The sequence below is a fragment of the Streptomyces sp. NPDC047130 genome (assembly GCF_040643475.1).
Taxonomy (GTDB): Bacteria; Actinomycetota; Actinomycetes; order Streptomycetales; family Streptomycetaceae; genus Streptomyces.
This window is the reverse complement of record NZ_JBEYUK010000006.1, coordinates 42,138-60,721: the sequence shown is the minus strand read 5'-3', so window position 1 is coordinate 60,721 and position 18,584 is coordinate 42,138. Positions and strand designations below refer to the sequence as shown.

The following is an 18,584-nucleotide window of genomic DNA, read 5'->3' as shown; positions in this document are numbered from 1 at the left end:
ACCTGACTCATGGGAGCTCAGCTCCGGGTCTACAAGCGTCGCATCCGATCCGTCACCGCGACCAAGAAGATCACCAAGGCGATGGAGATGATCGCCGCCTCGCGCGTCGTCAAGGCGCAGCGCAAGGTGGCGGCCTCCACGCCGTACGCGACCGAGCTCACCCGCGCGGTCACGGCGGTGGGGACCGGTTCGAACACGCGCCACCCGCTGACCACGGAGGCGGAGAACCCGACCCGTGCCGCGGTCCTGCTCCTGTCGAGCGACCGCGGCCTGGCCGGCGCCTTCAACTCCAACGCCATCAAGGCGGCGGAGCAGCTGACGGCGAAGCTGGAGGCGGACGGCAAGCAGGTCGACACGTACATCGTCGGCCGGCGCGGCGTGGCCCACTACAACTTCCGCGAGCGCACGATCGCGGGACAGTGGACGGGCTTCACCGACGAGCCGACGTACGCGGACGCCAAGCAGGTCGCGGCGCCGCTGATCGAGGCGATCGAGCAGGACACGGCCGAGGGTGGTGTGGACGAACTCCACATCGTCTACACCGAGTTCGTCTCGATGATGACGCAGACCGCCATCCAGGCTCAGTTGCTGCCTCTCAAGCTCGACGAGGTGGCGGAGGAGCTCCCCTCCCAGGGGGAGATCCTTCCGCTGTACGACTTCGAGCCCTCCGCGGAGGACGTCCTCGACGCCCTGCTGCCGCGGTACGTCGAGAGCCGCATCTACAACGCACTGCTGCAGTCGGCCGCTTCGAAGCACGCCGCCACGCGGCGCGCGATGAAGTCGGCAACCGACAACGCCGGTGAGCTCATCGAGACGCTCTCCCGGCTTGCCAACGCGGCCCGCCAGGCCGAAATCACCCAGGAAATCAGCGAGATCGTCGGTGGCGCAGGCGCCCTGGCCGACGCGACCGCGGGGAGTGACAACTAATGACCACCACTGTTGAGCCGACCGCTGGCGCGGGCGTGGCCACCGGCCGCGTCGCGCGGGTCATCGGCCCGGTCGTCGACGTGGAGTTCCCCGTCGACGCGATGCCGGAGATCTACAACGCCCTTCACGTCGAGGTGGCCGACCCGGCCAACGCCGGCGAGAAGAAGACGCTGACCCTCGAGGTCGCCCAGCACCTGGGCGACGGCCTGGTCCGCGCCATCTCCATGCAGCCCACCGACGGCCTGGTCCGCCAGGCCCCGGTCACCAACACCGGCACGGGCATCACCGTCCCGGTCGGCGACTTCACCAAGGGCAAGGTGTTCAACACCCTCGGTGAGGTGCTGAACGTCGACGAGCAGTACGAGGGCGAGCGCTGGTCCATCCACCGCCAGGCCCCGAACTTCGACGAGCTCGAGTCGAAGACCGAGATGTTCGAGACCGGCGTCAAGGTCATCGACCTGCTGACCCCGTACGTCAAGGGCGGCAAGATCGGTCTGTTCGGCGGCGCCGGCGTCGGCAAGACGGTGCTCATCCAGGAGATGATCTACCGTGTCGCCAACAACCACGACGGTGTCTCCGTGTTCGCCGGTGTCGGTGAGCGCACCCGTGAGGGCAACGACCTGATCGAGGAGATGTCGGACTCCGGCGTCATCGACAAGACCGCGCTGGTCTTCGGTCAGATGGACGAGCCGCCGGGCACCCGTCTGCGCGTGGCCCTGGCCGGTCTGACCATGGCGGAGTACTTCCGCGATGTGCAGAAGCAGGACGTGCTGTTCTTCATCGACAACATCTTCCGCTTCACGCAGGCCGGTTCCGAGGTGTCGACCCTGCTCGGCCGTATGCCCTCCGCGGTGGGCTACCAGCCGAACCTGGCCGACGAGATGGGTCTCCTCCAGGAGCGCATCACCTCGACCCGTGGTCACTCGATCACCTCGATGCAGGCGATCTACGTCCCTGCGGACGACCTGACCGACCCGGCCCCGGCCACCACCTTCGCCCACCTCGACGCGACGACGGTTCTCTCCCGTCCGATCTCCGAGAAGGGCATCTACCCGGCCGTGGACCCGCTGGACTCCACGTCCCGGATCCTGGACCCGCGCTACATCGCGTCGGACCACTACGAGACCGCCATGCGCGTCAAGGGGATCCTGCAGAAGTACAAGGACCTCCAGGACATCATCGCGATCCTCGGTATCGACGAGCTCGGCGAGGAGGACAAGCTCGTCGTCCACCGTGCCCGTCGCGTGGAGCGCTTCCTGTCCCAGAACACCCACGTCGCCAAGCAGTTCACCGGCGTGGACGGTTCGGACGTGCCGCTGGACGAGTCGATCGCCGCGTTCAACGCGATCTGCGACGGTGAGTTCGACCACTTCCCGGAGCAGGCGTTCTTCATGTGCGGTGGCCTCGAGGACCTCAAGGCCAACGCCAAGGAGCTGGGCGTCTCCTGAACCCGCTGAGGTTCGGCAGGCGCGGGTGAGGTGAGGGGGCCGGTCTTCGGGCCGGCCCTCCCACCCCCGCTCCACCCCCCTGGGACCGGTTCCCAGGACCCCCGTCTTCGGACGGGTCTAGACTTTGACCCAACACCCGGCATACCGCCGGGTGGTGACCCGAGGAGCCAACCTTGGCTGCTGAGCTGCACGTCGAGCTGGTCGCTGCCGACCGCCAGGTCTGGTCCGGTGAGGCCACCCTGGTCGTGGCGCGCACCACCTCCGGCGACATCGGCGTCATGCCCGGTCACCAGCCGCTGCTCGGTGTGCTGGAGTCGGGCCCCGTGACCATCCGCAGTACCGGTGGTGAGACGGTCGTGGCAGCGGTCCACGGCGGTTTCATCTCGTTCGCGGACAACAAGCTGTCGCTGCTGGCCGAGATCGCCGAGCTTTCGGACGAGATCGACGTCCAGCGCGCGGAGCGGGCGCTCGAGCGCGCGAAGTCGGAGGCCGACGCCTCCGCCGAGCGCCGTGCGGACGTCCGCCTGCGGGCGGTGTCGGCTCGCTGACCCCGGCGCGCTCGGCGCGCTGCTGTGCACGCGCGTGACTCAGCCGCGGCTGGTTCCGGAGCAATCCGGAACCAGCCGCGGCTGAGGTGAATCCGGAGACGGTTCGTTACCCGTTTTCGACTTTGCCAGTTGACAGGTTCCCAGTTCTGAGAGACGAGGAGGTCGGTGCCGATGATCCTCGCTCTGACTGTGTTCGGGACGCTGGTGGTGCTCGCGGTGGTGGGCCTCTTCGCCTTCGGACTGCGCCGCCGGCTGATCCAGCGGTCGGGGGGCACCTTCGACTGCAGCCTGCGGTGGGAGGCGCCCCAGCCGCAGGAGGGGGTCGAGGGCGACGGGAAGGGCTGGGCGTACGGAGTGGCCCGGTACAGCGGCGACAGCATCGCCTGGTACCGGGTCTTCTCGTATTCGCCGCGGCCTCGGCGGATGCTGGAGCGGGCCGCGATCGAGGTGGTCGGGCGGCGGCTGCCGGAGGGTGAGGAGGAGCTGGCGCTCCTCCTCAACGCGGTCGTGCTGGTCTGCGTGCATCAGGGGACGCGGCTGGAGCTGGCGATGAGCGAGGACGCCCTCACGGGTTTCCTGGCCTGGCTGGAGGCCGCCCCCCCGGGCCAACGGGTCAACGTGGCCTGACCTGCACTTCCCCGCCCCGGTGTGATCCCGCAGACGGAACCGCGCACACGTGACCCGCGCCGCGGCGGTCCGGGACCGGGCCCCGGCGAACAGCACGTTCGTCACCCCGACCCGCCCTTCTCCCCGGAGGGGCTGAGGCCCCCGGCGCGAGCCGCGGTGTGCCCACGTGGGAGCCTGCGCCCACCCTCCCCAAGCCCTCGGCGGCGCGGTGGTCCGCAGGGCGCGGGGCGGGAACGGGACAGCGGGGGGCGGCCGTGGTGGCCGCCCCCCGCTGGTGGGTGGGTGGGGTTACAGGTTGCTGGCGATGGCGTTCACGAGTTCGCCGTTCGCGGTGTCGCCGCTGAACTCCCAGAAGAACGCGCCGCCCAGGCCCTGGGACTTCGCCCAGGCCATCTTGCCCGCGATGGTGGACGGGGTGTCGTAGGACCACCACTGCGTGCCGCAGTGGGCGTACGCGGTGCCCGCGATCGTGCCGGTCACCGGGCAGGCGTTCTTGAGGACCTTGTAGTCCTCGATGCCCGCCTCGTACGTGCCGGGGGCCGCACCGGTCGCCGTGCCGCCGGGGGCGGACTGGGTGACGCCGGTCCAGCCGCGGCCGTAGAAGCCGATGCCGAGCAGCAGCTTCGAGGCCGGCACGCCCTTCGCCTTCAGCTTCGCGATCGCGTCCGCGGAGTTGAAGCCCGCGGTCGGGATGCCGGAGTACGAGGTGAGGGGCGAGTGCGGGGCGGTCGGGCCGGTGTTGGCCCAGGCGCCGAAGTAGTCGTACGTCATCACGTTGTACCAGTCGAGGTACTGCGCGGCGCCGCCGTAGTCGGCCGCGTCGATCTTGCCGCCGTTCGAACCGTCGGCGGTGATCGCCGCGGTGACGAGGTAGTTGGGACCGAACTCGGCGCGCAGCGCCTGGGACAGGTTCTTGAACGCCGCCGGACCGGAGGTGTCACAGGTCAGGCCGCAGGCGTTCGGGTACTCCCAGTCGATGTCGATGCCGTCGAAGACGTCGGCCCAGCGCGGGTCCTCCACGACGCCCTTGCAGGACTTGGCGAACGCGGCCGGGTTCTGCGCGGCCTGGGCGAAGCCGCCGGAGTAGGTCCAGCCGCCGAAGGAGTACAGGACCTTGATGTGCGGGTACTTCGCCTTCAGCTTGCGCAGCTGGTTGAAGTTGCCGCGCAGCGGCTGGTCCCAGGTGTCGGCGACGCCGTCGACGGACTGGTCGGCGGTGTAGGCCTTGTCGGTGGCGGCGAAGGAGTCGTCGAGGACGCACTGCCCGTTCTTGACGTTGCCGAACGAGTAGTTGATGTGCGTGATCTTCGAGGCGGAGCCGGAGGTCACCAGGTTCTTGACGTGGTAGTTGCGGCCGTAGATGCCCCACTCGGTGAAGTAGCCGAGGTTGATCTTGCCGCTGGGCGGCGGGTCGGTGGGCGGCGTGGAGCCGCCCGTGGTGCGGACCGAGACCGAGCCGCTGACCGGGCCGGTCTGGTCGGCGGTGTCACGCGCCTGGACCGCGTACGAGTAGTCCGTGCCGGCGGTGAGGCCGGAGTCGGTGTACGAGGTGCCGGTGACGGTGGCGACCTTCACGCCGCCGCGCAGGACGTCGTAGTTCTTGATGCCCTTGTCGTCGGTGGCCGCGGTCCAGGCGAGACGGACCGAGGTGTCGGTGACGTTCGACGTGGTGGGGGTGCCCGGGGCGGACGGGACCTTGTCGCCGGGGACCGTGGGCTCGCCGTCGCAGGAGCCGCCGTTGAGCTTGCAGCCGGTGGGGGAGCCGGTGCCGGAGCCGTTGAAGCCGAAGGAGATGGAGGCGCCCGGGGCGAGGCTGCCGTTCCAGGCGAGGTTCTTGCCCGTCCAGTGGTTGCCGGAGCCGGTGACGGTGGCGTCCCAGGCGGAGGTCACCTTGGTTCCGGTGGGGAAGTCCCACTCGACGGTCCAGGAGGACAGGGCCGTGGTACCGGTGTTCTTGATGGTCCACTTGCCCTCGAAGCCGCTGCCCCAGTCCTGCGTCTTGCTGTAGGTGGCGGTGGCCGAGGTGGCCGCCTGGGCGGGCGTGGCGAGCCCGACCAGTCCGGCGAGGGGAAGGACGAGCGTGGCGACTGCCGCCGTCACGCGTTGTCTGAAGCGCATCTGCGCCTCCTCGGGGTGAGGGTGAGGTGAGGGGGGTGCTCCGGCTGACGGCCTTGACGAGGCCATGACGCCGCGCAAGTGCGGTCAGACTAGAAAGGTCTGGACCACCGGTCAATAGGTCTGGACCAATGCAGTTTCCTTGCGTAAACCGCCGCCCGGGCCGAGCGGGGCACCCGCCGTCAGATCCCCAACTCCTGCGCGAGTACCGCCGCTTGCACCCGGCTCCGCAGTTCCAGCTTGGCCAGCAGGCGGCTGACGTGCGTCTTCACCGTCGCCTCGGCCATGTCCAGGCGCACCGCGATCTGAGCGTTCGACAGGCCCTCGCCGAGGCACGAGAGCACCTCGCGCTCGCGGGGCGTCAGGTGCGTCAGCACGGACGGATCGTGCCCGCCCTCGCGGGGCGCGCGGCCCTGGCCGCCGGCGGCGAACTCCGCGATCAGCCGCCGGGTGACGGCGGGCGCGATCAGCCCCTCGCCGCGCGCCACCGTCCGTACCGCGTCGATCAGTTCCGCCGCCTCGGCGCTCTTCAGCAGGAAGCCGGCCGCGCCCGCGCGCAGGGTGCCGAAGACGTACTCGTCGAGGTCGAAGGTGGTCAGCACCAGCACGTCGGCCAGGTGCTCGGCGGCGATCCGCCGGGTGGCGCCCACCCCGTCGAGCAGCGGCATCTGCACGTCCATCAGCACGACGTCGGGCCGCAGTGCGCGGGCGAGCTCCACCGCCCGCTCGCCGTCGGCGGCCTCCCCGACCACCTCGACGTCGGAGGCGCTGCGCAGGATCAGCACCAGTCCGGCCCGTACGGCCGACTGGTCCTCCGCGACCACCACCCGGATCACAGGATCACCCTTCCCCTTCCGGCACGGGGAGATGCGCCCGCACCACCCAACGCCCGTCCCGCGGCCCCGCCTCGAACGTCCCGCCCACCAGCTGTGCCCGCTCCCGCATCCCGATCAGCCCGGCACCGGCCCCCGGCGCCCGGGCCGGCTCCCCGTCCGGCGTGCCGTGGACGTTGGAGACCCGGACGTCGAGCGCGCCGCCGCCGAGCGACAGCGCGATCGTCACCGGGCCCTGCGCGGCGTGCTTGAGGACGTTGGTCAGCGACTCCTGGACGATCCGGTAGGCGGCCAGCTCCACCGGCGACGGCAGCCGCCGCGCCGCCCGGCCCTCGGCGGAGTCCGGGCCGTGCCACGGTCCCAGGTCGAGGCGGACCGGGAAGCCCGCCGCCCTCACCCCCTCGGCCAGCGGCGCCACGCCCTCCAGGGAGGGCGCCGCCGACGGCTCCAGGTCGTCGCCGCCGGCCCGCAGCAGGCCGATCAGCCGGCGCATCTCGGTCAGCGCCGCCACGCTGTTCTCCCGGATCACGCCCAGCGCCTGGCGGGAGGTGTCCGCGTCGTCCAGCGACAGGGCCGCCGTCGAGTGCACCGCCACCGCGGACAGGTGCCCGGCGATCACGTCGTGCAGTTCCCGCGCCATCCGGGTCCGCTCGGCGGTGACCGCCTGCGCCCGGTCCAGCTCGGCCAGCCGGGCGGTCTGCTCGGCCTCCCGGCGCGCCGACCGGGCCGCGTCCCGGTGGTGCCGGACCAGCGCGCCGGTGGCGGCCGGGCTGAAGGCGACCAGGCTCACCCCCAGGCCCAGCATCAGCGACGAGTACGCGTCCCGCCAGGTGATCACGCCCCAGGCGATCACCACCAGGCTCACCGCGCCGGTGACCACCGGCAGGCGGCGGGCCAGGCCCGCGCCGCCGTAGACGGCCGCGGCGTACATCAGGTCGGTGAAGAGCAGCACGGTCGCCAGGCTGCCGGTGGTGAGCTGGTCCGCGACCAGGGCGACCGTGCCGCCGGCCAGGGCGGCGCCCGGACGCACCCGGCGCAGCGTCTCCAGCACCGAGATCACGACCAGCGGCACCAGCACCCACCAGCCGGGCACGTCCCGTTCCCGCGCCGGGTACACGTCCAGGCCCACGGCCCACAGCAGCAGGCCCAGCGCCAGCCCGCCCACCGCCGCCGCCACGTCGAACGGGCGGGGGCGCCGCGGGGAGGTCTCGACGGTCATGGGTCCATCCAACACGTCACGGCGGCCCCGCACATGCGGCCGGACGCCACCTCCCGACGGCGCGCCTACATCGAAGGATGCAGGCCGGTCTCGTCGCCGCGGGCGATGTGCGCGGGCCCGCGCGGGAGGAGGGTGGAAGGAGACACCGAGGACGGAGGGACCGACGTGATCCTCGCACTGATCATCGCCTGTGAGGTCGGCTTCTGGGTGCTGCTGGCCGCCGGACTGGCGGCCCGGTACCTGCTGCGCAGGCGGCGGCTGAGCACCGTGCTGCTGCTGTGCGAGCCGGTCCTGGAACTGGTGCTGTTCGCGGTGACCGTGATCGACCTGCGGGGCGGCGCGGAACCCGACTGGCAGCACGGGCTGGCCGCCCTCTACATCGGCTTCACCGTGGGCTACGGGCACTACACCATCCGGTGGCTCGACGGCCACGCCGCGCACCGCCTGGCCGGCGCCCCGCCGCCGCGGAAGCCGCCCAGGTACGGCATGGCCCGCGCCGCCCACGAGGGCCGGCTCTGGCTGCGCACGGTGCTCGCCGCCGCCGTGGCCGCGGCGCTGCTCCAGGGCGGCATCTGGTACGTCGGCGACGCCGGCGACACGTCCTCGCTGCGGTCCTTCCAGTGGGGGGCGCTGAGGGTGGTGGGCATCCACGGGCTGATCGCCCTCAGCTACGCCCTCTTCCCCAAGAAGGACCCCGGCTCAGCGCTCCCCGCCGGGCACCCACAGGACGTCGCCGGTGGACAGGTTGGCCACCCGCGCAAGGATGAAGAGCAGGTCCGATAGGCGGTTGAGGTAGGTGGCGGTCAGGGGGTTCATGGTCTCGCCGTGGACCTCCAGCGCCGCCCAGGTCGAGCGCTCCGCGCGGCGCACCACCGTGCACGCCTGGTGCAGCAGCGCCGCGCCGGGGGTGCCGCCGGGCAGGATGAACGAACGCAGCTTCTCCAGCCGCTCGTTGAACCGGTCGCAGTCCTCCTCGAGCCGGTCGACGTAGAACTGCTCGACCCGCAGCGGCGGATACTCCGGGTCCTCCACGACCGGCGTGGACAGGTCGGCGCCCACGTCGAAGAGGTCGTTCTGGACGCGGGTGAGGACCGCGACCACGTCCTCCTCCAGGCCGCCCAGGGCGACGGCCGTGCCGATCACGGCGTTGGCCTCGTTGGCGTCGGCGTAGGCGGAGATGCGGAGGTCCGTCTTCGGGACCCTGCTCATGTCGCCGAGGTTGGTGGTGCCCTTGTCCCCGGTGCGGGTGTAGATGCGCGTCAGATTGACCATGCGCACAGCCTAGGGAACGCCGTGCCCGCCGGCGCCGCGGGTGTGATGTCCGTCAAATGAGACGTGACGCGCGTTACTTAGCGGTCACGAGCGTCCTCGCGGGCGCTAATGTCCGGCCAGAGGACACGAGAACAGGGAGTGGCAGTGGCAGGAAAGCTCGCCGTCATCGGAGCCGGCCTCATGGGTTCCGGCATTGCCCAGGTCTCCGCGCAGGCCGGCTGGGACGTCGTCCTGCGGGATGTCACGGACGAGGCGCTCGACCGGGGTCTGGGCGGCATCCAGGCCTCCTACGACAAGTTCGTGAGCAAGGGCAAGCTGGACGCCGCCGACGCCGAGGCCGCGCTGGCCCGGATCACCACCACCACCGACCTGGACGCGGTCGGCGACGCCGACGTCGTCGTCGAGGCGGTCTTCGAGAAGATCGAGGTCAAGCACGAGATCTTCCGCGCGCTGGACAAGATCGCCCGCGAGGACGCGGTGCTCGCCTCCAACACCTCCGCCATCCCGATCACCAAGATCGCCGCGGTGACGGCGCGGCCCGACCGGGTCGTCGGCACGCACTTCTTCTCGCCGGTGCCGATGATGCAGCTGTGCGAGCTGGTCCGCGGCTACAAGACCAGCGACGAAACCCTGGCGCGCGCCCGGGAGTTCGCCGAGTCGGTGGGCAAGACCTGCATCGTGGTCAACCGCGACGTGGCGGGCTTCGTCACCACCCGGCTGATCTCCGCGCTGGTCGTCGAGGCCGCCAAGCTCTACGAGTCGGGCGTCGCCAGCGCCGAGGACATCGACATCGCCTGCAAGCTGGGCTTCGGCCACGCGATGGGCCCGCTGGCCACCGCGGACCTGACCGGCGTCGACATCCTGCTGCACGCGACCGGCAACATCTACACCGAGTCGCAGGACGAGAAGTTCGCGCCGCCGGAGCTGATGCGCCGAATGGTGGACGCCGGTGACATCGGCCGCAAGAGCGGGCAGGGCTTCTACAAGCACTGATCGAGGACGACCGCGGGGAACGCCCGCACGCCGGACCGAGATCACCCTTCGGATCACCCGAGAGGGTGATTTCGGTATCGGTTCACTTACAGACGGCAACTTCTGGTTCCCCCACGGCGTCAGAAGTGGCATCACCGTACGCAGACGGTGATAGAAGACGCATTCCCGGGGAGCGCTTATGTTCATCAGGGGCGACCACGCCGAGCTGGTCGTCGGGGGCCGCCTCGACGTCCGCAGCGCGGCGGACGCCCGTACGGTCCTGCATTCCGCCGTCGACGACGGCGTCGGCGACCTGGTCCTGGACCTCTCGGAGCTCCACTCCTGGGACGCCACCGGACTGGGCGTGATCATGGGCGTGCACCGCCGGGCCGGCCGCGCCGGCCGCCGGCTCGTCCTGCGCGGCGTGCCGCCGCAGATGCAGCGCCTGCTGGTGGCCACCCGGCTGCACCGCATCCTCGCCATCGAGGGCGGCCTCGCCGCCGACAGCCTGCCGCGCGTCTGACGAGCCCGGCAGACCCGTCCGAGAAGCCCGGCAGCCCCTCGTACCCCCCGGCCGCACGCCGGCCCCACCCGTAGCGGGGCGGTCTGTCGCCCGCCGTGAATCCACATCAGACTGTGATGTCGCGGACGGACCCGCACCCCGGCTGTTCGGTGATACTGAGCGAGGTTTAAGGTTCGGTCGCCTGCCGACCCGACATCCGAACCATCCCTGCGGCGGCCCGGACCAGTGACGACTGCGCGGTGTGCGGCGAGGCCGGGAGGGGCTCGGCACACGACGCTTGGGGGGCTTGGCACCTATGGACCCGAACAGCCGTGGACCCGAGGAGCGCGGCCACGGAGGCGGCGGCCGTCAGCCGCGCCCCCGTCCGCCCCGGGATCCGCTCACGCCGGACTTCGGCCAGCACGCGCCGTCGGTGGCCCGCACCACCGAGGTGTTCACCGACGACCTGCTGCTCACCGTCAACCCCGTCGACGGCAGCGAGATCGAACTCTGCCCGCCCGAGCGCACACCGGAGCGGCCCGCGAAGCTCACCGTCGAGCAGCGCGCCGAGGCCGAGCGGGCCGCCGTCCGCGCCGCGGCCCTGCCGGCCGACGCGAGTGGAGCCGGACTGCCCGCACTGCCGCTGCTGGAACGTCAGGAAGCGCGCGAGGAGCTCGTGCGGCTGCTGGCCCGCGGCCGATCCGTCCGCCTGGTCGGCCCCTCCGGCTCCGGCCGCAGCCGCCTGCTCGACGTCGTCGCCGAGGACTGCGCCGACCTCGCCCCCGACGGCGTGATCCGCCTCGGCGGCCTGGGCCGCAGCGCCGACGAACTCCTGGGCGACCTCTTCCACGCCGCCTACGGCGCCCCCCGCCGCCGCCCCTCCGAGGAGGAACTGCACCGGTACCTCGGCGAGATCGGCGCCGTGGTCGTCGTCGACGACATCGCCTTCGGCGGTGCCGACCTCACCCGGCTGCTCGAGGCCACCCCCGAGTGCGCGTTCCTGATATCCGCCACCCCGGACGTTCCGGAACCCGCCGCCGAGGCGCTGACGGAGACCGTCGCCCTCGACGGCCTCACCCGCGCCGCCGGGGTCCAGCTCCTCGCCCACGCCGCCGGCCGCGACCTCACCGAGGAGGAGACGACCTGGGCGGGCGACCTCTGGTTCGAGTCCGAGGGCCTGCCGCTGCGGTTCGTGCAGGCCGGCGCGTTGCTGCGCCAGCGGGACCGGCTGCGCGCCGCCACCGACGCCGTCGACGAGGTCGGCGTCTTCGAGGACGCGGTGGCCGTCCCCGAGGCCGACCTCCCCTTCGACACCCGTGAGGAGGCCGCACCGCTGCCCTCGCTCGCCGAGGGGGCCGCGCCCGCGCCGCTGCTCGCCTCCCGGCTGTCCCCCTCCGCCCGTGACGCGCTGCGGTTCGCGGTCGCGCTCGGCGGTGAACTCCCGCACCCCGCGCACCTCCCCGCCCTGGTGGGCGACACCCACGCCGACGGCGCGCTGGGCGAACTCCTCGGCTGCGCCCTGGTGTCGTGCGCCGGCGGCCGTCACCGGCTGGCCGCCGGGGTGCTGGCCCAGCTGGAGGCGGCCGGCTACCAGGAGGGCGCCGAACTCCGCGTCCGCACCGCCGCCGAGCACTACGCCTGGTGGACCGGCCACCAGTCCGTCACCCCCGAGCGGGTGAGCGCCGAGGCCCCCGTGGTGCTGGCGGTGCTGGCCGCGCTGCCGCCCGCCGACGACGGGCCGGCGCTGCGGCTGGCCCGCAACGCCGCGCCCGCCTTCGCCTCCGGACTCGCCTGGGCCGCCTGGGAGCAGGTCCTGCGCAGCGGCGCGGAGGCCGCCCGGCTGGCCGGCGAGGTCGGTGAACAGGGCTACTTCCACCACGAGCTGGGCGTGCTGGCGCTGTGTCAGGGACGCTACGAGCGCGCACGCACCGAACTGGACACCGCGGTCGCGCTGCGGGCCACCTCGGGCGACAAGCGGGGACTGGTCGCCGGCCGCCGCGCACTGGCCCTGGTCGCCGACCGCACGGGCGACCTGCCCGGCATGGACGGCGTCCCGGCGGACGGCGGCGCCACCGGGGCCGCGGGCGCGGCGTCACTGGCCGCGTTCGCCGCCTTCGAGGCGTTCGGCTCCGGCGACGGCGACCGGGACACGCGCCGGGACGTGCCCGCCGCCCTGGCGCAGCCGGGTACGAGCGTCTTCCCCGGCGACACCCCGGTCACCCGGCGGCCCGGACCCGCGGCCGGCAAGGGCCGCGACGGCGGCCTGCTGGGCGGCGCCCGCAAGAACCTGGTCGCCGCCGGAGCGGGCGCGCTGCTGGTCGCCGTGCTGGGCACGGTGGTGACGCTGGGCGCGACCGGCGGCGACCAGGACGTGCCCACCGAGGGCACCGGCCCCAACCCGTCCGCCAGCCAGGGCTACGGCGACGAACTGGGCGCCGACGAGGCCGCGGACGACAGCGACACCGGCTCGGCCACCAGCCGCCCGACCGACCCGGGCCCCGACGGGGTGCTCGGCACGCCCGACGACGTCGAGCCCCCGGCCACGAGCGGCGACCCCACGACGGGCGGCGACGAGGACGAGGACGACACGACGCGCGACCCCGACGACGACGGCACCAGCAAGCCGCCGACGAAGAAGCCGACCTCACCGAAGCCGTCACCGTCCACGGACGACCCCACGGAGGAGCCGAGCCCGGAGGACCCGTCCACGAACCCGGAGGACCCGCCGACCGACCCGGAGGACCCGCCCACGGATCCCGAGGAACCGCCCACGGACCCGGAGGACCCGCCCACCGCACCGCAGGAGAGCACCTCCGCCGGTGCCCCGGACCCCGGCAGCCCGTCCGCCACCATGTCGGCGCCGGGCGAGCCGGTCACCCCCTCCGTGGCCTGACGCCCCGCGCACCCGGCGGCGTACCCGGTCACGCACCCGGCGGCGGGCCCGCGACGTGACACCGCCCCCACGGCACCTGGCCGTGGGGGCGGTCGCGTACCGCGGGGTGGTGGGGTCAGAAGAGGCGGAGCTTGTCGTCCTCGATGCCGCGCAGGGCGTCGTAGTCGAGGACCTGGCAGGCGATGCCGCGGTCCGTCGCCAGCACCCGGGCCTGCGGCTTGATCTCCTGCGCCGCGAACACGCCCCGCACCGGCGCGAGCAGCGGGTCGCGGTTCAGCAGCTCCAGATAGCGCGTCAGCTGCTCCACGCCGTCGATCTCGCCGCGCCGCTTGATCTCCACGGCCACCGTCCGCCCCTCGCCGTCCCGGCAGAGGATGTCGACCGGGCCGATCGCCGTCATGTACTCGCGGCGGATCAGGGTGTAGCCCTCGCCCAGCGTCTCGATGCGGTCCGCGAGCAGTTCCTGCAGGTGCGCCTCCACGCCGTCCTTGATCAGGCCGGGGTCCACGCCGAGCTCGTGCGAGGAGTCGTGGAGGATCTCCTCCATCGTGATGATCAGCTTCTCGCCGGCCTTGTTGGTCACCGTCCAGACACCGGCGTCCTCGCCCGTGCCCTCCTTGAGGGCGCACGGCGGCGACATCCAGTTCAGCGGCTTGTAGGCGCGGTCGTCCGCGTGGATCGAGACGCTTCCGTCCGCCTTGACCAGGATCAGGCGGGGAGCGGACGGCAGATGTGCGGTGAGGCGCCCCGCGTAGTCGACGGAGCAGCGGGCGATGACAAGACGCATGGTCGGCAACGCTACTCGACCCGTGGGACTCCACGCGATTCGCCCCTGAAGGCGCTTGTTCGGTTCTGGCTGATTGTGAGCGGAAAGGAGCGATGCGAAATCGGTCAAGTACGCCGTCTCCTGGTGCGCGGGACCTTCGGATGCCTACCGTAGTGAACGGGTGGTCGTGGCACGGGCACGGAGCGTGTCCGTCGTCCGCGACGTCCTGCCCCCGTCCGGCAACCCCCTCGACGAGGGGGTGCGAGAGGAGTACTCATGTCGCTCGACGTCTCACCGGCCCTGCTCGAACAGGCCGAGCGAGGCGAGGTCGACGAAGCGGCTTTCGTCGACTGCGTCCGGACCTCCCTGCCCTACGCGTGGGAGATGATCAGCTCCCTGGTGGCCCAGCTGAAGGTGGACGGCGGACCGTTCGCCGACAACCAGACGCCGCCGCCGGACGAGCAGGCACGGGGTCAGCTCCTGCGCGCGCTCGCCAGCGACGCGATCCGGGGCGCCCTGCAGCGCCACTTCGGTGTGCGCCTCGCCTTCCAGAACTGCCACCGCGTCGCGGTGTTCCCGCTGGACGGGGGCGACGAGAGGCTGGCCCGCTTCACCTCGGTGCGCGCCCAGCTGCTCAACCAGTCGCCCGAACTGAGGGACTGCTGACCCGATGGGTCGACATCCGGCGTCCCGGCGAGGGTGGACACCCCCTCGCCGGGACGCCGGACCCGTTCCCGGCTCACACCAGGCGCGGCAGCACCTCGCCGCCGAGCCGGCGCAGGTTCTCCTCGGTGGCCGCGAGATCCCCCGACCCCTCCGTGAGCAGGGCGAACCGCCGGATCCCGGTCCGCTCCGCGGTCGCCGCGAGGCGGTCGGCGCACAACTGCGGCGTGCCCACCGGGTGCAGACCGCAGAGCATCTCCGTGTACGCGTACGGATCGCGCATCGCGCGCGCCCGGCCGTCCACCGTCATATGCGCGGCAAGGCCCTGTTTCAGCCAACCCGGCATCGCCTTCAGCAGCGTCTCCCTGGCGTCTTCCGTCCGGTCGGCGATCTGGCAGACGCCCGCCGACACGTGGGCCGCGGAACGCACCTCCTCCTCCGGACGCCCCGCGGCGAGCGCGTGCTCCCGCCAGGAGCGCACCACGGCGGCCTTCTCCTCGTCCCCCACGTGCATGCCCAGCAGCATGGGCAGTCCCCGCTCCCCGGCCAGCCGCACGCTCGCCGGAGAGGTGCAGGCGACCACGACCTCGGGGCCCGGGCCGCCCTCCAGCGCCTCCGACGGCCGCGGCACCACCAGCACCTCGCGGAAGCGGAAACGGCCCTCGCCGGAGCCCACGGCCGGCTCGCGCAGCCAGCGCAGCAGCAGGTCGAGGGAGCCGGGGAAGCCGCGCTCGTAGGCCTCCAGGCTCGCCCCGAAGACCTCCAGGTCCACCCACGGCCCGCCCCGGCCCACGCCCAGCGAGAAGCGCCCGCCGGAGGTGATGTGCAGCAGGGCGGCCTGCTCGCCGAGGGCGACCGGGTGGACGGTCGGCAGCACGCTCACCGCGGTGCCCACCCGCAGCCGCCGGGTGCGGCCCAGCAGCGTCGCCGCGAGCGTCACGGCGGACGGGCAGACCCCGTACGGCACGAAATGGTGTTCCGCCAACCAGACCTGGGCGAGCCCCGCCTCCTCGGCGACCTCCGCGGAACGGACGGCACGGTGCAGCGCCTCCGCGTGACCCTGGCCCGGGAACTGGGCGGCGACGACAAAACTTCCGAGGTGCATCGGCACTTCCTGCTTTCCTGGCTCCCGAATCGGAGCTCCCCCGGGCGGCATAACCGCCTGACACGTGCCGAGGTCACGGCCGGGGCCGGGACTTTGCCGATTGTCTGCTGAATGGGAGGCTTTGTGGACCCGAGGTGGAGGAGACGTGTCGGAGTCCGGTCGGGGCGCGTGCCTCCCGGCGGCCTGCCCGGGGGCCGGCGCGGGGCCGCGTAGGCTGGGTGCGACCCCCGCTCGTCCCCGCTCGCACGTCCTCGTGAGGTGAACCGTGTCCCCGCGCCGCAACCGACCCAAGGGTCCCTCGGGAGGGAACGGGCGAGGCGGCTCGTACGCCCACCAGGGGGACGACGAGGAGCGCGGCGGCCGGTACGGCGGCTGGCAGTCGTCGGAGAGCTGGCAGGGCGAGGACTGGAGCGTGCGGCACGTCGCCGGGGCGAGCGCCGCCGGGAAGACCTACCGCTGCCCCGGCTGCGACCAGCTGATCCCCTCCGGCATGCCGCACGTGGTGGCCTGGCCGTCCCACAGCGGCGTCGACGAGCGCCGCCACTGGCACAAGGCCTGCTGGAACGCCAGGGACCGCCGGACCTCGAGGGTCCAGCGGTCCCGCAACGCGCCGCGTTTCTGAGCGGGTCGGCCCGCGCCCGCCGGACACCGGCCGGGCGCCGGGGCCCCCGGGTCACCGGCCCGCGCCGGCGCCCCCGGCAGTCCCGGGGCTCAGACGTCCCGGTTGGCCTGGACGGCGAAGGCGCAGGCGCAGGCCACGCCGGTCACCACGGCGAGCAGACCGATCTGCGCCCACCCGGTCCCGGTGGACAGGTCGCCCTCGAAGATCAGCGACAGCGCGTTGATGGCGTTGTAGTCGCTCATCGCCTGGGCCAGCTCGACCAGGCCCTCGTTGAAGAGCAGGAACGCCGGCATGATCGCCGGCAGCAGCAGCACGCCCAGCATGGTGGTGATGGCGCCCGCCGAGTGCCGCATCATCGACCCCACCGCCAGCGCCAGCACGCCCATCAGCGACACGTACAGCGCGCCCTTGAAGACCGTCGGCAGCCAGGCGGCGTTGGTCCGGGCGCCCACCGTGGTCTGGGCGTAGAGGCCCACGAGGGCGATCGCCACGGCCGCGGTCACGAAGGCCACCGCGAAGAACACCAGGATCTTGGCCGCCAGCACCCGGTGCCGCTGCGGGGAGGCGGTGAAGGTGGTGCGGATCATCCCCGTGCCGTACTCGGAGGAGACCACCAGCACGCCGAGCGTCACCAGGCACATCTGGCCCAGCAGCAGACCGAAGAACGCGGGCATGGTGTACGGGGTGTTGAGGTAGGTGTCCGCGCCGACCAGCCCGGCCATCATGCAGCCGATCACGACGACCAGCGCGAGGAAGACGCCCAGCGTCCACAGCGTGGACCGCACCGAGCGGATCTTGGTCCACTCCGAGGCGAGCGCGTGCCCGAGGTGCGTGCCGCGGATCGGGATGGGCGAGACGTAGGAGGGGGTCCGCGGAACCTGGTCCGGGATCTGCTGGGTGCTCATCGGGCGTCCTCGGTGAGGGTCGGGCGGTCGGCGGCGGGGACGGGCTGCGGAGGCGCGGACGGGGCGGGCCCGGGGTCCCGGCCGTCCGTCCGGCCGGGCAGCGGCTCGGGCCGCATGCCCACCTGCGGGTCGGCGCTGGAGCGGTAGTCGACCATGCCCTGGGTCAGGCGCATGTACGCCTCCTCCAGCGAGGCGTGGTGCGGCGACAGCTCCCACAGCCGGACGTCGGCCTCGTGGGCGAGGTCGCTGATCCGGGGGAGCGGCAGGCCGGTCACCCGCAGCGCGCCGTCCTGCTCCGGCAGCACCCGCGCGCCCGCCCGGTTCAGCGCCGAGGTGAGCCGGTCGCGCTCCGCGGGCCCGTTGTCCGGCACCCGCACCCGGGCGAAGCCGGCCGAGTTGGCGGCGATGAACTCCCGCACGCTCATGTCGGCGAGCAGCCGGCCCCGGGCGATCACGATCAGGTGCTCGGCGGTCAGCGCCATCTCGCTCATCAGGTGCGAGGAGACGAACACCGTGCGGCCCTCGGCGGCCAGCGACTTCATCAGGTTCCGCACCCAGAGGATGCCCTCCGGGTCGAGGCCGTTGACCGGCTCGTCGAAGAGCAGGACCTGCGGGTCGCCCAGGAGCGCGGCGGCGATGCCCAGGCGCTGGCCCATGCCCAGCGAGAAGCCCTTGGTCCGGCGCCCGGCCACCTCCGACAGGCCGACCAGTTCCAGCACGTCGTCCACCCGGTGGGCGGGGATGCCGGAGAGCTGGGCGATGCTCAGCAGGTGACGGTAGGCGTCCCGGCCGCCGTGCACCGCCTTGGCGTCGAGCAGCGCGCCGACGTGGCGGGGGGCGTTCGGGAGCTGCCGGTACGGACGGCCGTTGACCGTGACCTGCCCGGAGGTGGGGGTGTCCAGGCCCAGGACCATCCGCATGGTCGTCGACTTGCCGGAGCCGTTCGGCCCGAGGAACCCGGTGACCACCCCTGGCCGCACCTGGAAGGACAGGTCGTCCACGGCGGTCTTGTCCCCGTAGCGCTTCGTCAGGCCAACTGCCTCGATCATGCTCCACCCATCGTTCGGCCCCGCGTCGTGGCGGACGGGGACGCCGTGTTCCCCATCAGGGTCCATCAGGGTTAGGAGAACATCAGCGGGGCCCGTGGTTCCAGGGTGGCGGCAGGAA

The 18,584-nt window shown here is 72.4% G+C and carries 18 protein-coding genes; 10 read left to right on the top strand and 8 right to left on the bottom strand.

Going from position 1 to position 18,584, the window contains the following annotated elements:
* Nucleotides 1-9: 9 nt before the first annotated feature.
* The 4 genes from ABZ836_RS10810 (at nucleotide 10) to ABZ836_RS10795 (ending at nucleotide 3,550) form a co-directional block, all read left to right on the top strand.
* Nucleotides 10-927 carry a F0F1 ATP synthase subunit gamma gene (locus ABZ836_RS10810; protein WP_356130625.1) on the top strand — a complete coding sequence of 306 codons (918 nt, stop codon included), beginning with the start codon at nucleotides 10-12 and terminating at the stop codon, nucleotides 925-927.
* A complete protein-coding gene (gene atpD / locus ABZ836_RS10805) occupies nucleotides 927-2,375 on the top strand; it encodes a F0F1 ATP synthase subunit beta (RefSeq protein ID WP_356130627.1) in 1,449 nt (482 codons plus the stop codon). The genes ABZ836_RS10810 and atpD overlap by 1 nt, the downstream gene beginning before the upstream one ends.
* A gap of 173 nt (nucleotides 2,376-2,548) precedes the next feature.
* A complete protein-coding gene (locus tag ABZ836_RS10800) occupies nucleotides 2,549-2,923 on the top strand; it encodes a F0F1 ATP synthase subunit epsilon (protein ID WP_356130629.1) in 375 nt (124 codons plus the stop codon).
* A gap of 171 nt (nucleotides 2,924-3,094) precedes the next feature.
* Entirely contained in the window at nucleotides 3,095-3,550 is a 456-nt protein-coding gene (locus tag ABZ836_RS10795) for a DUF2550 domain-containing protein (RefSeq protein ID WP_356130631.1), read from the top strand.
* A 288-nt stretch (nucleotides 3,551-3,838) separates the two neighbouring features.
* On the opposite strand, the gene ABZ836_RS10790 is transcribed toward ABZ836_RS10795, so the two are convergent.
* The 3 genes from ABZ836_RS10790 to ABZ836_RS10780 form a co-directional block, all read right to left on the bottom strand.
* Entirely contained in the window at nucleotides 3,839-5,668 is a 1,830-nt protein-coding gene (locus ABZ836_RS10790) for a glycoside hydrolase family 18 chitinase (protein ID WP_356130633.1), read from the bottom strand.
* Between the two features lie 179 nt (nucleotides 5,669-5,847).
* Entirely contained in the window at nucleotides 5,848-6,501 is a 654-nt protein-coding gene (locus tag ABZ836_RS10785) for a response regulator transcription factor (protein ID WP_361141246.1), read from the bottom strand.
* A gap of 4 nt (nucleotides 6,502-6,505) precedes the next feature.
* Nucleotides 6,506-7,717 (bottom strand): histidine kinase, encoded by a 1,212-nt coding sequence (locus ABZ836_RS10780; protein ID WP_356130637.1) that lies wholly within the window; start codon nucleotides 7,715-7,717, stop codon nucleotides 6,506-6,508.
* Nucleotides 7,718-7,882: 165 nt separating this feature from the next.
* On the opposite strand from ABZ836_RS10780, the gene ABZ836_RS10775 reads away from it, so the two are divergent.
* A complete protein-coding gene (locus ABZ836_RS10775; RefSeq protein WP_356130639.1) occupies nucleotides 7,883-8,500 on the top strand; it encodes a hypothetical protein in 618 nt (205 codons plus the stop codon).
* Here the strand turns inward: ABZ836_RS10775 and ABZ836_RS10770 are convergent.
* On the bottom strand, nucleotides 8,417-8,989 hold the full coding sequence (locus tag ABZ836_RS10770; RefSeq protein ID WP_356130641.1) for a cob(I)yrinic acid a,c-diamide adenosyltransferase: 573 nt from the start codon (nucleotides 8,987-8,989) through the stop codon (nucleotides 8,417-8,419). The genes ABZ836_RS10775 and ABZ836_RS10770 overlap by 84 nt on opposite strands.
* A gap of 144 nt (nucleotides 8,990-9,133) precedes the next feature.
* On the opposite strand from ABZ836_RS10770, the gene ABZ836_RS10765 reads away from it, so the two are divergent.
* The 3 genes from ABZ836_RS10765 to ABZ836_RS10755 all read left to right on the top strand — a co-directional run bounded on the left by ABZ836_RS10765 (nucleotide 9,134) and on the right by ABZ836_RS10755 (nucleotide 13,356).
* On the top strand, nucleotides 9,134-9,982 hold the full coding sequence (locus tag ABZ836_RS10765) for a 3-hydroxyacyl-CoA dehydrogenase family protein (RefSeq protein ID WP_361141243.1): 849 nt from the start codon (nucleotides 9,134-9,136) through the stop codon (nucleotides 9,980-9,982).
* 178 nt (nucleotides 9,983-10,160) lie between these two features.
* The gene (locus ABZ836_RS10760) at nucleotides 10,161-10,484 is read left to right on the top strand and encodes an STAS domain-containing protein (RefSeq protein ID WP_356130645.1); all 324 of its coding nucleotides are present in this window, start codon (nucleotides 10,161-10,163) and stop codon (nucleotides 10,482-10,484) included.
* 295 nt (nucleotides 10,485-10,779) lie between these two features.
* The gene (locus ABZ836_RS10755; RefSeq protein ID WP_361141241.1) at nucleotides 10,780-13,356 is read left to right on the top strand and encodes an ATP-binding protein; all 2,577 of its coding nucleotides are present in this window, start codon (nucleotides 10,780-10,782) and stop codon (nucleotides 13,354-13,356) included.
* Between the two features lie 115 nt (nucleotides 13,357-13,471).
* Here ABZ836_RS10755 and nucS read toward each other — a convergent pair whose 3' ends face one another.
* Complete coding sequence (gene nucS, locus ABZ836_RS10750; protein ID WP_356130649.1) at nucleotides 13,472-14,143, bottom strand: endonuclease NucS; 672 nt, start codon at nucleotides 14,141-14,143, stop codon at nucleotides 13,472-13,474.
* 255 nt (nucleotides 14,144-14,398) lie between these two features.
* On the opposite strand from nucS, the gene ABZ836_RS10745 reads away from it, so the two are divergent.
* Nucleotides 14,399-14,788, top strand: coding sequence for an SCO5389 family protein (locus ABZ836_RS10745; protein WP_356130651.1), 390 nt, complete (start codon nucleotides 14,399-14,401; stop codon nucleotides 14,786-14,788).
* A gap of 73 nt (nucleotides 14,789-14,861) precedes the next feature.
* Here the strand turns inward: ABZ836_RS10745 and ABZ836_RS10740 are convergent, their stop codons facing one another.
* Complete coding sequence (locus ABZ836_RS10740) at nucleotides 14,862-15,890, bottom strand: LLM class flavin-dependent oxidoreductase (RefSeq protein WP_361141473.1); 1,029 nt, start codon at nucleotides 15,888-15,890, stop codon at nucleotides 14,862-14,864.
* 265 nt (nucleotides 15,891-16,155) lie between these two features.
* Between ABZ836_RS10740 and ABZ836_RS10735 the strand changes: the two genes are divergently transcribed.
* Nucleotides 16,156-16,512: an ATP/GTP-binding protein gene (locus tag ABZ836_RS10735; protein ID WP_356130652.1), complete on the top strand. Its 357-nt coding sequence runs from the start codon at nucleotides 16,156-16,158 to the stop codon at nucleotides 16,510-16,512.
* 89 nt (nucleotides 16,513-16,601) lie between these two features.
* Here the strand turns inward: ABZ836_RS10735 and ABZ836_RS10730 are convergent, their stop codons facing one another.
* A complete protein-coding gene (locus ABZ836_RS10730; protein ID WP_356130654.1) occupies nucleotides 16,602-17,417 on the bottom strand; it encodes an ABC transporter permease in 816 nt (271 codons plus the stop codon).
* The gene (locus ABZ836_RS10725) at nucleotides 17,414-18,466 is read right to left on the bottom strand and encodes an ATP-binding cassette domain-containing protein (RefSeq protein WP_356130656.1); all 1,053 of its coding nucleotides are present in this window, start codon (nucleotides 18,464-18,466) and stop codon (nucleotides 17,414-17,416) included. Before ABZ836_RS10725 ends, ABZ836_RS10730 begins: the two co-directional genes overlap by 4 nt.
* Nucleotides 18,467-18,584: the final 118 nt, after the last annotated feature.

Bases quoted from the DNA above. Each gene is read 5' to 3' on its own strand.
- ABZ836_RS10810 (WP_356130625.1), top strand. From the start codon at position 10: ATGGGAGCTCAGCTCCGGGTCTACAAGCGTCGCATCCGATCCGTCACC.
- atpD (WP_356130627.1), top strand. From the start codon at position 927: ATGACCACCACTGTTGAGCCGACCGCTGGCGCGGGCGTGGCCACCGGC.
- ABZ836_RS10795 (WP_356130631.1), top strand. From the start codon at position 3,095: ATGATCCTCGCTCTGACTGTGTTCGGGACGCTGGTGGTGCTCGCGGTG.
- ABZ836_RS10790 (WP_356130633.1), bottom strand. From the start codon at position 5,668: ATGCGCTTCAGACAACGCGTGACGGCGGCAGTCGCCACGCTCGTCCTT.
- ABZ836_RS10780 (WP_356130637.1), bottom strand. From the start codon at position 7,717: ATGACCGTCGAGACCTCCCCGCGGCGCCCCCGCCCGTTCGACGTGGCG.
- ABZ836_RS10770 (WP_356130641.1), bottom strand. From the start codon at position 8,989: ATGGTCAATCTGACGCGCATCTACACCCGCACCGGGGACAAGGGCACC.
- ABZ836_RS10760 (WP_356130645.1), top strand. From the start codon at position 10,161: ATGTTCATCAGGGGCGACCACGCCGAGCTGGTCGTCGGGGGCCGCCTC.
- ABZ836_RS10755 (WP_361141241.1), top strand. From the start codon at position 10,780: ATGGACCCGAACAGCCGTGGACCCGAGGAGCGCGGCCACGGAGGCGGC.
- nucS (WP_356130649.1), bottom strand. From the start codon at position 14,143: ATGCGTCTTGTCATCGCCCGCTGCTCCGTCGACTACGCGGGGCGCCTC.
- ABZ836_RS10745 (WP_356130651.1), top strand. From the start codon at position 14,399: ATGTCGCTCGACGTCTCACCGGCCCTGCTCGAACAGGCCGAGCGAGGC.
- ABZ836_RS10740 (WP_361141473.1), bottom strand. From the start codon at position 15,890: ATGCACCTCGGAAGTTTTGTCGTCGCCGCCCAGTTCCCGGGCCAGGGT.
- ABZ836_RS10730 (WP_356130654.1), bottom strand. From the start codon at position 17,417: ATGAGCACCCAGCAGATCCCGGACCAGGTTCCGCGGACCCCCTCCTAC.
- ABZ836_RS10725 (WP_356130656.1), bottom strand. From the start codon at position 18,466: ATGATCGAGGCAGTTGGCCTGACGAAGCGCTACGGGGACAAGACCGCC.